Raw genomic sequence first — 12,898 nt, forward strand, 5'->3', positions numbered from 1 at the left:
CGGGGTTTTTCTCGACAGGTTTGCGATTACGCGCGAACGAAGTCGATGTGAGTCAGTTTTGGCTTGAACGCGTGACGCTGAACAGCCTGAACTTTCACTTTTTCTTCTTTACCGCCAACAACGATGGTCAGAACTTCGCTGTAGAACTCAGCTTTGGTCTGCATGTTCCATACTTTGTCGTGATCCAGTTCAATAGCAACTGGAGCAGCTTCGCCACCGTAAACGATAGCCGGGAACTTGTTTGCGGTACGCAGGCGGCGGCTCGCACCCTTACCCTGCACGTTACGTACTTCTGCTTCGATAGTGAACATTGATTTCTCTCTGTATTTAAAACCCTACTACAGGCGACCCAGCAGCAGGTGAGTGTTCTGCCTCACGGATGTGAAGCGGGCGGCATTTTATACTCAAATGGCTCGCGCATCAACGAAAAGTCCCGTTAACCGCGCAATTCGTTTGCCCGGCGAAAGCGTCCTTCATAGTCAAAGACCTTCTCACGTACCTGCCAGAACTGCCCTTTTTTGCGGGCGACAACAAAATCAGGATGCCGCAGCAACGCCTGCTGGCGCACGATATCGGCAACGGTTAGCCAGCGCAGCGGTACGCCAGGCGTGCGGGTATGCGGGCGGATAAAGAGCTGCTCGAACGCGGTGCGCTGGGCGGACGTCTGGACCCGGAACCGCTCGCTGACGTCTGCGCCATCCTCGTCGTAATAGGTGATTTTTAGCCACTCGCCTTTTTCATCCGCGCCCGGCTGTAAAACCATGCCGGAACAGCGTAGCACCAGCGCATCTTTCAGCTTCAGCGCTGCTTTCAGCATGTCGTCCGGGTCGACCAGGACCGTGTCGCACTCCCGGCAGCGGCGGGCGGCAATGTCGTTTTCGGCATTGCACTGCGGGCAGTTTTTGAAGCGGAAGCGGAAATCACACTGTTCGCGATGGCCTTCATCGTCTTCAAACCAGCCCTGACAGCGGCGGCCAAAATGTTCGATCAGCGTGCCGTCGGCGGTGGTTTTCCCCCAGAAGGTGTTGGCAAACCCGCAGGCAGGGCAAAAAACCTGAACGGGCACGTTGTCGCTCTTGCCTTTTGGCGTGCCGACTTCCGGCGAATAGAGATCGTGCGGGTTACCGGCGTAATCAAGGATCAGACAGTCGGTTTTGCCCGGCGCCAGGCGCAGCCCGCGGCCGACAATCTGCTGATACAGGCTGACGGATTCCGTCGGGCGAAGAATCGCAATCAGGTCGACGTGCGGGGCGTCAAAGCCGGTGGTTAGTACGGAGACATTCACCAGATAGCGGAACCGCTGAGCTTTGAAGGCCTCAATCAGGCTGTCGCGCTCCGGGCCGGGGGTTTCACCGGTAATTAACGCCGCGTCGTCGGCGGCCAGCAGCCCCGTAATTTCGCGCGCGTGTTCGACAGTGGCAGCAAAAATCATCACCCCTTTGCGCGTTTGTGCGAACTCTTCAATCTGGCTGATGATATGGGGCGTGATCCGCTTCTGTTTTTTCAGCTCATGGTTAAGATCTGCCTCGCTGAACAGCCCGTTGCTCTGCGCCTGTAAGCGGCTGAAATCGTACTGAACGACGGGCATATCCAGCCGCTCCGGCGGCGTCAGGTAGCCGTGCTTGATCATGTAGCGCAGCGGAAGCTCATAGATACAGTCGCGGAACAGGGCCTTTTCATCGCCACGCACCATGCCGTGATAATGAAACTGATAAATCCAGCCCTTGCCCAGACGAAACGGCGTGGCGGTGAGGCCAAGCAGACGGAGGTGAGGATTCACCTTTTTCAGATGAGTGAGGATTTGCTGATACTGGCTGTCGTCGTCATCGCTGATGCGGTGACACTCATCGACAATCAGCAGGGAAAACTCGCTGCGAAACAGTTCCAGGTTGCGCGCAACGGATTGTACGCTGCCAAACACCACTTTTCCGTGGCTCTCTTTGCGCTTCAGTCCGGCGGCAAAAATGTCGGCCTCCAGGCCGAGCGCGCAATATTTGGCGTGGTTTTGCGCCACCAGCTCTTTGACATGCGCCAGCACCAGCACGCGTCCGCGGGCCAGGCGCGCCAGTTCGGCAATCACCAGGCTTTTGCCGGCTCCGGTCGGGAGTACGATGGCGGCGGGCTCCCGATGCTTGCGAAACCAGGCGAGGGTGGCATCAACGGCTTCCTGCTGATAGGGGCGTAATGTGAACGTCATGGCTTCTCTATTCAGTTAACTCGCATATAGTATGCCACGAAACTTTTTCCCTTGAGTGGCGCAACCAGACCATTATACTGAACTGTTTCTGACTGCTTCTTTTTCGGACGCGTAGTCCGACTTCCAGCACCATTAAGGCTAAAAAGATTTCATGCGACTTGATAAGTTTATCGCTCAGCAACTCGGCGTAAGCCGCGCTATTGCCGGGCGTGAAATTCGCGCCAGCCGCGTAACCGTGGACGGCGACATTGTGAAAGACAGCGCTTTTAAACTCCAGCCTGAGCACCAGGTGGAGTATGACGGCAACCCGCTGACCCAGCAGAATGGCCCGCGCTACTTCATGCTCAACAAACCGGAAGGTTACGTCTGTTCAACGGACGATCCGGATCACCCGACGGTGCTCTACTTCCTCGACGAACCTGTGGCGCACAAGCTGCATGCGGCAGGGCGACTGGATATTGATACCACCGGCCTGGTGCTGATGACCGATGACGGCCAGTGGTCGCATCGCATCACCTCCCCGCGCCATCACTGTGAGAAAACCTATCGGGTGACGCTTGAGTCTCCGGTCTCGGATGACACGGCAGAGCAGTTCGCAAAAGGCGTTCAGCTGCATAATGAAAAAGATCTGACCAAACCGGCGGTGCTGGAAATCATCACTCCAACTGACGTGCGCCTGACCATCAGTGAAGGCCGCTATCACCAGGTGAAACGGATGTTTGCCGCCGTGGGCAACCACGTTGTGGGGCTGCATCGTGAACGTATCGGCGCGATTGAACTCGATCCAGACCTGGCGCCAGGGGAATATCGCCCGCTGACGGAAGAAGAGATTGCCAGCGTCGGGCTGCCTTCACGCTAAATTCAGGAGAACTCAGTGACCACCAGGCCACACTCGTCGTTTAAAATTGTATTTATCCTTGGCCTGCTGGCCATGCTGATGCCGCTGTCTATCGATATGTATCTGCCCGCGCTGCCGGTGATTTCCGCGCAGTTTGGCGTACCGGCAGGCAGCGCGCAGATGACGCTCAGCACCTACATTCTTGGTTTTGCCCTCGGTCAGCTCTTTTATGGCCCAATGGCCGACAGCCTGGGGCGTAAACCAGTTATTCTGGGGGGGACATTGATATTTGCCGCGGCGGCGGTGGCCTGCGCGCTGGCGCAGAGTATCGATCAGCTGATTGTGATGCGTTTCTTCCATGGCCTGGCGGCGGCTGCGGCAAGCGTGGTAATTAACGCGCTGATGCGCGACGTCTACCCGAAGGAAGAGTTCTCACGCATGATGTCGTTCGTCATGCTGGTCACGACAATTGCGCCGCTGGTCGCCCCCATGGTGGGCGGGGCGGTGCTGGTTTGGTTCAGCTGGCATGCGATTTTCTGGATCCTGGCGATTGCCGCGCTGCTGGCCTCGGTGATGATCTTCGTCTTTATCGATGAAACGCTGCCGGTCGAGCGACGTCAGAAGTTCCACGTTCGCACCACGCTTGGCAACTTTGCCTCGCTGTTTCGCCATAAGCGTGTGCTCAGTTATATGCTTGCCAGCGGCTTCAGCTTTGCCGGAATGTTCTCGTTCCTGAGTGCGGGGCCGTTTGTGTACATCGAACTGAACCATGTGTCACCCCAGCATTTTGGTTACTACTTCGCGCTGAATATTGTGTTCCTGTTTGTGATGACCATTATCAACAGCCGCTTTGTCCGGCGGGTTGGGGCGCTGAATATGTTCCGCGCCGGGCTGTGGATCCAGTTCGTGATGGCTATCTGGCTGGTATTGAGCGCGTTGCTGGGCGTCGGTTTCTGGGCGCTGGTGGTGGGCGTGGCGGCGTTTGTCGGCTGCGTGTCGATGGTTTCATCCAACGCGATGGCGGTGATCCTCGACGAATTCCCGCATATGGCGGGCACCGCCTCGTCGCTGGCAGGAACGTTCCGTTTCGGGATAGGCGCGATAGTCGGGGCGCTGCTCTCGACGGCAACGTTTAATACCGCCTGGCCGATGCTGTGGGCGATTGCCCTCTGCGCGACCTGCTCCATTCTTTTTTATCTTTACGCCAGCCGGCCGCGAAAGACGGCGCATAAATAACCACTTAAGGCCCGATACGGGCCTTTTTGTTGACCCATATCAACCAACCCTACGTTCGTTTACCCTGTGTTTGTTTCTTTTATGTAAAATCTATTTATGTAAAAAGTCACATCATTGTATTTAAAAAGGTTGAGTTAGATCGCAGAAACGGGTACATATAGCGCCGACGCGGGCCTGCAACGCCTATAAAATCCGCTAAACAGTGCAGGTTGGCGATGATGTGTTACTATAAATGTAAATAAATTGTGAAGTAAATTTGCTTCCGGGGATCTGAACGTGAATACATTACAACTCTCCATTGTCCATCGCTTGCCCCAGAGCTATCGCTGGTCGACGGGTTTTGCAGGTTCGAAAGTTGAACCGATTCCGCAAAGCGTTGCCGGGGAGGATAATTGCCTGGTGGCGCTCAAACTGCTCAGCCCGAGCGATGAAAATGCGTGGCCGGTTATGGAACGTCTCAGCCAGGCGCTGACGGACATCGAAGTGGACAGCTCCGTGCTGGAATACGAAGGTGAGCCGTGCCTGTTTGTTAACAGCCAGGATGAGTTTGCCGCCACCTGTCGTCTGAAAAACTTCGGCGTGGCCATTGCCGAGCCGTTCTCCGGTCAATACCCTTTCTGAGTGCTAGTCAGCGGACAATAGCTGGCGCGTGTAATCCTGCGTCGGCGCGGTGAATACGCGCTGGCACTCTCCCTGCTCCACGACTTCTCCCTGCCGCAATACCACCACCTGATGGCAAAGCGCACGCACCACCTGTAAATCGTGGCTGATAAAGATATAGGCCAGCCGATGCTTTTCCTGTAGCCCCTTCAGCAGCGCCAGAATTTGCGCCTGCACGGTGCGGTCCAGGGAAGAGGTTGGCTCGTCCAGCACGATCAGCTCCGGTTTCAGGATCAGCGCGCGGGCAATCGCTATACGCTGGCGCTGTCCGCCAGAAAACTCAGCCGGATACCGGTGCCGGGTCTCGGGATCTAAACCCACTTCCTCCATCACCCGCTTCACGTCGATTTCACGCTGTTGCGCCGTCATTGTCGGCTGGTGGACGCGCAGGCCCTCTTCAATAATCTGTAATACGCTCAGGCGCGGGTTAAGCGAAGAGTTTGGATCCTGAAATACCACCTGCATCCGCGGGCGGACAGGAAGCATCATCCGGCGATTCAGGTTTTGCAGCGGCATGCCGTCAAAGACAATGCTTCCCTGAGAGGCGATCAGGCGCAGCAGCGCCAGGCCGGTGGTGCTTTTGCCCGAGCCGGATTCGCCCACAAGCCCAAGCGACTCGCCCGGACGCAGAGCGAAACTCATGTCTTTCAGGACATGATTGTGATCGACCACGCGACGGAGAATGCCTTTGCGGATCGGGAATGACACCGACAGCCCCTCAACGCTCAGCAACGGCGCGCAGTCAGCGTTAAGCGGAACCGGGTCGCCAGCGGGTTCGCTATCGAGCAGGCGCTGTGTATACGGGTGCTGAGGCGCGCTCAGCAGGGCGGATGCCCGGTTCTGTTCCACGCAGCGGCCGTTTTGCATCACGGCCACCGTGTCAGCAAGCTTTTTCACGATGCTCAGGTTGTGCGTAATGAACAACAGGCTCATGTTCAGCTCGTCGCGAAGCTCGCGCAGCAGTTGCAGAATTTGCGCCTGCACCGTGACGTCCAGCGCGGTGGTGGGTTCATCGGCAATCAGCAGTTCGGGGCGTGTGAGCAGGGCCATTGCGATCATCACGCGCTGGCGCTCGCCGCCGGAAAGCTGGTGCGGGAAATCGTTCAGCCGTTTCGCCGCATGACGAATACCGGTGCGTTCAAGGCAGTCCAGAATTTCACCCCGCGCTGCCTCTTTACGCATTCCCCGATGAAGGGACAGCACTTCATAGAGCTGTTTTTCCAGCGTATGCAGAGGGTTGAGCGACACCATCGGCTCCTGAAAAATCATGGCGATCTTATTGCCACGAATGCCGCGCAGGGTTTGCTCGTCAGCGTTCAGCAGCGATTGTCCATGGAACAGAATATCCCCCTGCGGATAGCTGACCGGCGGGGAGGGGAGCAGGCGCAGCACCGAAAGTGCCGAGACGCTTTTACCGGAACCGGATTCCCCGACCAGCGCCAGCGTCTCTCCGCGCTGGATCTGCAACGATAAATCCGTCACTACCGTGCGTGATTCGCCCTGCTTTGAAAACGCAATCGACAGGTTTTCTATGCTCAGAAGAGGCCGGGTCATGTCATACCGCCTTGTTGGGATCGAAGGCATCGCGCACGGCTTCGCCAATAAAAATCAGCAGGGAAAGCAGCACCGCCACGGAGAGGAATGCGGTGATGCCCAGCCAGGGGGCCTGGAGATTGTTTTTGCCCTGCAACAGCAGTTCGCCAAGGGACGGTGAGCCCAGTGGCAAACCGAAACCAAGAAAATCAAGCGACGTCAGGGTGGTAATGGAGCTGCACAAAATAAACGGCAGGAAGGTGAGGGTCGCCACCACCGCATTGGGAAGCATGTGGCGGAAGATAATTGCGCGATCGCTCACGCCTAACGCTTGCGCGGCGCGAATATAGTCGTAATTCCGCGTGCGCAGAAACTCCGCGCGCACCACGCCGACCAGCGCCATCCAGCCGAACAGGACGGTGATCCCGAGCAGCCACCAGAAGCCAGGCTGTACCACACTGGACAGCAGGATAATCAGAAACAGCGTTGGCATACCGGACCAGACTTCAATCACGCGCTGTCCCCATAAATCTATTTTACCCCCGTAATAGCCTTGCACGGCGCCCGCCACAACGCCCATTACGCTGCTAAAGAGCGTCAGCATCAGCCCAAACAGGAGCGAGATGCGGGTGCCATAGAGGATGCGCGCCAGCACATCGCCGCCGTTGGCGTCCGTTCCCAGCCAGTTTTGCGCGGAAGGCGGCGAAGGGAAGGGGGTAGACGTGGCGAAGTTAATACTGTTCGCGCCAAAACGAATCGGTGCCCAGATAGCCCAGCCGTGCTGCGCTATCTGCTCACGTAACCAGGGATCCTGGTACTCGGCTGGCGTCGCAAATGGGCCGCCAAAATCGCTTTCGCTATAGGTAGTAAGCACCGGAACGTACCAGCGGTCTTTGAAATGCACCAGCAGGGGTTTATCGTTGGCAATCAGTTCCGAACACATACTTAAGGCGAACAGGACGGCGAAGATCCACAGCGACCAGTAGCCGCGACGGTTGTGGCGAAAGCGCGCCCAGCGGGCCTGATTGACGGGGCTTAAACGCGACATCAGCGGCCCTCAAAATCGATACGGGGATCGACCAGCGTATAGCTGATATCGCTGATGATGTTCAGCAGCAGGCCGATCAGGGTGAAAATGTAGAGTGTGCCAAACATCACCGGATAATCACGGGAGACGGTGGCCTCATAGCCCAGCAGCCCTAATCCGTTGAGCGAGAACATCACTTCTATCAGCAACGAGCCGGTAAAAAACATACTGATGAACGTGGCGGGGAAACCTGCAATCACCAGCAGCATGGCGTTACGAAAAACGTGCTTCCACATGATCTGCTTTTCACCGACGCCTTTGGCGCGCGCGGTGACGACGTACTGTTTGCGGATCTCATCAAGAAAGGCGTTTTTGGTCAGCATCGTAAGCGCCGCAAAACCGCCGATGACCGTCGCCAGCACCGGCAGCGTGATGTGCCAGAAGTAATCGGTGATTTTCTGATACCACGGCAGCGTGCTGAAATCCGCGGAGACCAGCCCGCGCAGCGGGAAGAGGTCGAAATAACTGCCGCCTGCGAAAAACACAATCAACAGCACGGCAAACAGAAACGCCGGAATAGCGTAGCCGATGATAATAAACGTACTGCTCCAGATATCGAAACGGCTACCGTTGTAGACCGCTTTCCTTATCCCCAGCGGAATGGAGACCAGATAAATAATCAGCGTCCCCCACAGTCCGAGCGTGATGGAAACCGGCAGGCTTTGTTTGATCAGGGTTAACACCGAGGCGCTGCGAAACAGGCTGTCGCCAAAATCGAAACGGACATAATCCCATAGCATCCTGAAATAGCGCTCGTGCAGCGGCTTGTCAAAACCATAGCGATGGGTGATCTCGGCGATCACCTCCGGATCCAGTCCCCGACCGCCCCGGTAGTGGCTTTCGCTGATGTTGCCCACGCCCGTCCGGGCATGGCTGGCCCCCATTCCTTCGCCGCCGCCGCCCGGCATGCCGCCAGCGTGACCAAATTCTATTGCCGCAATCGCCTGGTCCACCGGACCGCCGGGGGCGATCTGGACGATAAAAAAGTTAATGGTAATGATGGCCCACAGCGTCGGGATCACTAACAGCAGCCGGCGGATAAGATAAGCGCCCATCGTCACTCCTTAACGCCGCTCTGCGGGCAATTTTGCGGCTTTATTCACGTCATACCACCAGGTGTCAAAGCCGAGGGTGTAAACCGGGCGAACGGCAGGCAGGGAGAATTTATCCCAGCGGGCCACGCGATCTTCGCCCATATACCACATCGGCAGCATGTAATAGTTCCAGGTTAATACCCGATCGAGCGCGCGGCCAAGCGGCAGAAGCTTGTTCTTATCGCCCTGAGCGGCCACAATTTTTGCAATCAGCGCATCAATCACCGGGCTCTTTACGCCCGGGGCGTTGTAGGAGGAGTCGATATACCCCGATGCCCAGGAGATTTGCAGATCTGAACTCGGCCACGGCTGGGCGGCCCACAGGGTCTGCATCATATCGTAATCGCGACTGCGCTTGCGGTTAGTCAACTGGGCCATATCGACCTGGCGGATATTCATAGTGACGCCAAGCCGGGCAAGGTTCTTCTTAAACGGCAGCACCCACTGATCGTTTGCGCCAGAGGCAATCAGCAGTTCGAAGCTGAGCGGTTTACCGGTTTGCGCATTAACCCGTTGCCGATTTTTCAGCACCCAGCCAGCGTCATCCAGCAGGCTGCTGGCTTTCAGCAGGTTGTCCCGGTCGAACCCGTTTCCGTCGGATTTGGGCGGTTCAAATATGCGGGTGAACACCTCCGGCGGTAGCTCCGCTTTCAATGGCGCCAGCAAAACCAGCTCGTCCGCGTGGGGATAATCACGGGCGGCATATTCAGTATTCTGGAAATAGCTGTTCGCCCGGCTGTAGGCTCCGTAAAACAGCGCTTTGTTCATCCATTCGAAATCAAACGCCAGAGTAATGGCTTCACGCACCCGACGATCGGAAAAAACCGGGCGCTGAATATTAAACGCCAGCCAGCGCGTGTCCTGCGCGGATTCGTTTTTGTGTTCGTCTTTAACGATATAGCCTTTCGCGAAATTTTTTCCGATATAGCGGGTCGCCCAGTTTTTGGCGCTGTTCTCGACACGTAAATCAAATGCGCCTGCCTTAAATGCCTCGAAGGCCACGTTATCATCCAGGTAGTAGTCGTAGCGGATTGTATCGAAGTTCCAGCGGCCCCGGTTTACCGGCAGCGTGGCTGCCCAGTAATCTTTCACACGGGAATAGATCACATACTGGCCCATTCGCCAGTCGGTAATGCGATACGGCCCTCCGGCCAGCGGCGGGGTAGAGAGGGGATCGCTCAGCTTATGGTTTTTCCAGAAGGATTCGGGCATGACGGGCAGGGAGAACAGGCTCAGCATATTCTCTTTGTTCGCCTCAGGGAGTTCGATTCGCACGGTCAGCGGGGCGATGGCTTTCACCGTGGTGCCCTTGTACACCAGACGAAACTGCGGCACGCCTTCGGTCATAAATTTATGAAAGGTGAACGCCACGTCGCGGGCGCTAACCGGCGTACCGTCGTGAAAACGCGCCCGCGGATTAATCGCGATTTCTGCCCAGCTGAAATCTTCGGCGTAACGTACGTTCTCGGCGACCAGGGGATAATAGCTGCCGGGCTCGTCGTCGGAGGTGACGAACAGCGTGTCATAGAGGGATTCGGTACGCGCTGCCGCTACGCCGCGCAGGGCAAAGCGGTTAAAGTTGTCAAATGTTCCCGTGGCGGAAAGCGTCACGTTTCCGCCTTTCGGGGCGGCTGGGTTGACGTAATCGTAGTGGTTAAAGTTAACCGCGTACTTCGGCTCGCCAATGACGGCAAAGGCCGTGCTCTCTTTGATGGTCTGCGCCTGGCTCGACAGGCTCACCAGCGCCAACAGCGTCAACACAACGCGCATAATCATAGTGCGGCGGATCCCTTTGTTCACAGACAGGCTCGGTTGAACAGAATAATAAGGGACAGCGCCGTGATTGTGAAATTATTCCCCGAGCGTGATATCGGGTTGCCACGTCCTGAACTGCTCCAGCGGCATCGGGCGGCCAATCCAGTAGCCCTGAAGATAGTTTACGCCATGCTCGCGCAGCCACGCCGCCTGCTCGGGCGTTTCAACACCCTCGGCGACGGTTATCATATTCAGACGTTCTGCCAGCGTCAGCACCGCGTCAAGCACTGGCGAGGTGACGGTTTCAGTCCCGATGGCATTCACGAAGCCACGGTCAATTTTCAGGTAATCCATCGTGAAGCGTTCCAGATAGATCAGCGCGCTGTGGCCAGTGCCAAAATCATCGATGGCGATTTCAAAACCTTCATTGTGCAGCCATTCGAACAGCTGATTTGCCTCGCGGTGGTTAATCATGTCGCGCTCGGTTATTTCCAGCACAATCTGGAAGTGATCGGGCGGAAGGGCGGCGAGAAACGCGCGCATATCACCTTTAAAGCTTTCCGCATGCAGATGCCCGGGCGCGATGTTGATCCCAAACTTGGCCCCAGGCGGGAGCACCGTTTGCAGAACAGGGGCATCGCGGATAATCAGGTCAAAAAGATGCAGCGTCAGCGGGACAATCAGCTTCTGCGCTTCAGCGAAGTTAATAAAGGCATCCGGTGGAATTTCGCCCATCACCGGATGCTTCCAGCGCATCAGGACTTCCAGCCCGGTCATTCTGAGCGACTGCGCATCCACGACGGGTTGATAGACCACGTAAAACTGGTCGTGCTTGATGGCCGTGAGGATCTCTTTCCCCGGATTGAGACGGATAGTAAGAATATAGAAATTCAACAGGCCCGCCGCGATACCGCAGACCAGGCCGAAAAACACCGCGTAGAGCAGTTCATCGGTTGTCCAGGCTTGCGCATAAACGTTAACGGTCAATGGAATATTTTTCAGCGTGGCGCTACGGGCAGGGACGTCAGGCAAATCCCGCGCCTGGATCAGCATTCCGGACTGTGTAGATAACGCGGAATCGCCAATGACGATCGATATCCCGGCAAATTCATCCTGACGTGACGTATAGAGAAGATAAGGCGACAGGTTGAGGTTGACGGACGTAAACACGCCGCCGTCTTTCACCAGCGGATTGCGATACCAGATGGCGATCGCGGGCTTATCCGGCAGCATTGGCGTGCCCGGCAGGAGCGCGATATCAATAGGTTTGCTGATATGTAGCTGAGGGATAAGCTTTTCCATCGGGGTATTCATCGGGCCTGTTGCCGAGGAGCAGAAGGCCTGTTTATCCCTGACCAGCAAAAAGGCGCGCACGTTGATGCTAAAGGCCGCCCGGGAGGTCAGGGCGGCACTCACTTCCTCGCAGCTGTTCAGCGTGAGTGGCTGGAGCGTATCAATCGACATTTTGAGCTCATCGAAATAGCTCTCCATGTAAACGCTTAAATCGGTAATGAGAGTATCGAATCTGACGTCTCGCTTGTGATAACTCCAGTAAAACTGTAATGCTCCCAGAAGCAGGGCAGTGAATAACCCTGTAAGGAAACTGATAAACAGTATCTTGCGGTTGCTGGAGAAGTAGCGGGTTAACATAGATGTCGTGATTCCTGAAATGCCGCTGGATAGTTATCAGTGTAACGGGCAAAAAAAACACTGCCGGAGCAGTGCTTTTTTTATCGTATCGCCAGCCAAGGGATAACCAACGATACGACAACAATATTAACTACGGCTCAGAACGCGGCGAGCTTCGTTGTAGCGTTTCTTCCAGTAAGGTTCGTTCATGCTGGAAATCGTCACACCGCTGCTGGTGGAAGCATGGACAAACTGATCGTTACCGATATAGATGCCAACGTGTCGACCGGTTGAACCTGCTCTGAACAGGACTAAATCGCCCGTGCGTAGTTTAGTACGCGAAATGGACTTGCCCATTTCCTGCTGTTCATAGGTAGAACGCGGAAGGTCTAACCCAAACTGCTCACGGAACGTACGCTGTACGAAAGCGGAACAATCGATGCCTTTCTTGGTGCTGCCGCCCAGACGGTAACGCACGCCTTTCCAGTCAGCATACTGATCCATAATACGCGACTTAACGTCGAGATTACGTACCATATTTTCAAATTCATCCTGAGAGGCTTGCAGTGAAGAGGAATCTTCCATTCCCACAACACGCGTCTCAGGATGCATATTCTTCGCGGTATTCGTCGTACTACATGCCGAAAGCAGAACCGCCACTGCAATCGCCGGGATCCCCCGCAAGATATATCTCAAGATTGGTTGAGATTTGACCATTTTGTTTGTTTTCCCTTGAAGTCCTTAACGAAAATATCGTTATAAAAATGCCAACCGTGACGAGACTAATTATCTGTTCACAATGAGACAATTCTTTATGGTGAAAACTGTGGCTCAACGCACAAAATTATTCACCATGATAATAATTATCT

The 12,898-nt window shown here is 55.7% G+C and carries 11 protein-coding genes; 3 read left to right on the forward strand and 8 right to left on the reverse strand.

The window, feature by feature from the left end:
• Positions 1-26: 26 nt before the first annotated feature.
• Both rplY and SK53_RS01515 read right to left on the reverse strand, forming a co-directional pair.
• The gene (gene rplY / locus SK53_RS01510; RefSeq protein ID WP_003859376.1) at positions 27-311 is read right to left on the reverse strand and encodes a 50S ribosomal protein L25; all 285 of its coding nucleotides are present in this window, start codon (positions 309-311) and stop codon (positions 27-29) included.
• A 125-nt stretch (positions 312-436) separates the two neighbouring features.
• Positions 437-2,197, reverse strand: coding sequence for a DEAD/DEAH box helicase (locus tag SK53_RS01515; protein ID WP_048208332.1), 1,761 nt, complete (start codon positions 2,195-2,197; stop codon positions 437-439).
• Between the two features lie 151 nt (positions 2,198-2,348).
• On the opposite strand from SK53_RS01515, the gene rsuA reads away from it, so the two are divergent.
• From rsuA to SK53_RS01530, 3 genes are all read left to right on the forward strand, one after another.
• On the forward strand, positions 2,349-3,056 hold the full coding sequence (rsuA, locus tag SK53_RS01520; RefSeq protein WP_003859374.1) for a 16S rRNA pseudouridine(516) synthase RsuA: 708 nt from the start codon (positions 2,349-2,351) through the stop codon (positions 3,054-3,056).
• 15 nt (positions 3,057-3,071) lie between these two features.
• Positions 3,072-4,271 carry a Bcr/CflA family multidrug efflux MFS transporter gene (locus tag SK53_RS01525; protein ID WP_003859373.1) on the forward strand — a complete coding sequence of 400 codons (1,200 nt, stop codon included), beginning with the start codon at positions 3,072-3,074 and terminating at the stop codon, positions 4,269-4,271.
• Positions 4,272-4,547: 276 nt separating this feature from the next.
• Positions 4,548-4,892, forward strand: a complete 345-nt coding sequence (locus tag SK53_RS01530; protein WP_048208333.1) for a YejG family protein — start codon at positions 4,548-4,550, stop codon at positions 4,890-4,892.
• Positions 4,893-4,895: 3 nt separating this feature from the next.
• Here SK53_RS01530 and yejF read toward each other — a convergent pair whose 3' ends face one another.
• From yejF to mepS, 6 genes are all read right to left on the reverse strand, one after another.
• Complete coding sequence (gene yejF / locus SK53_RS01535) at positions 4,896-6,485, reverse strand: microcin C ABC transporter ATP-binding protein YejF (protein WP_023314556.1); 1,590 nt, start codon at positions 6,483-6,485, stop codon at positions 4,896-4,898.
• A gap of 1 nt (position 6,486) precedes the next feature.
• A complete protein-coding gene (locus tag SK53_RS01540) occupies positions 6,487-7,512 on the reverse strand; it encodes an ABC transporter permease (protein WP_023314555.1) in 1,026 nt (341 codons plus the stop codon).
• The gene (locus SK53_RS01545) at positions 7,512-8,606 is read right to left on the reverse strand and encodes a microcin C ABC transporter permease YejB (RefSeq protein ID WP_003859369.1); all 1,095 of its coding nucleotides are present in this window, start codon (positions 8,604-8,606) and stop codon (positions 7,512-7,514) included. The genes SK53_RS01540 and SK53_RS01545 overlap by 1 nt, the downstream gene beginning before the upstream one ends.
• A 9-nt stretch (positions 8,607-8,615) precedes the next feature.
• Complete coding sequence (locus SK53_RS01550; RefSeq protein ID WP_032634211.1) at positions 8,616-10,421, reverse strand: extracellular solute-binding protein; 1,806 nt, start codon at positions 10,419-10,421, stop codon at positions 8,616-8,618.
• A gap of 75 nt (positions 10,422-10,496) precedes the next feature.
• Entirely contained in the window at positions 10,497-12,050 is a 1,554-nt protein-coding gene (locus SK53_RS01555) for a cyclic di-GMP phosphodiesterase (RefSeq protein ID WP_045343042.1), read from the reverse strand.
• Positions 12,051-12,176: 126 nt separating this feature from the next.
• Positions 12,177-12,746 carry a bifunctional murein DD-endopeptidase/murein LD-carboxypeptidase gene (gene mepS / locus SK53_RS01560; protein ID WP_003859364.1) on the reverse strand — a complete coding sequence of 190 codons (570 nt, stop codon included), beginning with the start codon at positions 12,744-12,746 and terminating at the stop codon, positions 12,177-12,179.
• Positions 12,747-12,898 lie beyond the last annotated feature (152 nt).

The organism is Enterobacter sp. MGH119 (genome assembly GCF_001037675.1).
GTDB lineage: Bacteria > Pseudomonadota > Gammaproteobacteria > Enterobacterales > Enterobacteriaceae > Enterobacter > Enterobacter hormaechei_C.

Coding starts and splice junctions, on each gene's coding strand:
- SK53_RS01555 (WP_045343042.1), bottom strand. CDS start 12,050: ATGTTAACCCGCTACTTCTCCAGCAACCGCAAGATACTGTTTATCAGT.
- rplY (WP_003859376.1), bottom strand. CDS start 311: ATGTTCACTATCGAAGCAGAAGTACGTAACGTGCAGGGTAAGGGTGCG.
- SK53_RS01545 (WP_003859369.1), bottom strand. CDS start 8,606: ATGGGCGCTTATCTTATCCGCCGGCTGCTGTTAGTGATCCCGACGCTG.
- SK53_RS01550 (WP_032634211.1), bottom strand. CDS start 10,421: ATGATTATGCGCGTTGTGTTGACGCTGTTGGCGCTGGTGAGCCTGTCG.
- SK53_RS01515 (WP_048208332.1), bottom strand. CDS start 2,197: ATGACGTTCACATTACGCCCCTATCAGCAGGAAGCCGTTGATGCCACC.
- SK53_RS01540 (WP_023314555.1), bottom strand. CDS start 7,512: ATGTCGCGTTTAAGCCCCGTCAATCAGGCCCGCTGGGCGCGCTTTCGC.
- rsuA (WP_003859374.1), top strand. CDS start 2,349: ATGCGACTTGATAAGTTTATCGCTCAGCAACTCGGCGTAAGCCGCGCT.
- mepS (WP_003859364.1), bottom strand. CDS start 12,746: ATGGTCAAATCTCAACCAATCTTGAGATATATCTTGCGGGGGATCCCG.
- yejF (WP_023314556.1), bottom strand. CDS start 6,485: ATGACCCGGCCTCTTCTGAGCATAGAAAACCTGTCGATTGCGTTTTCA.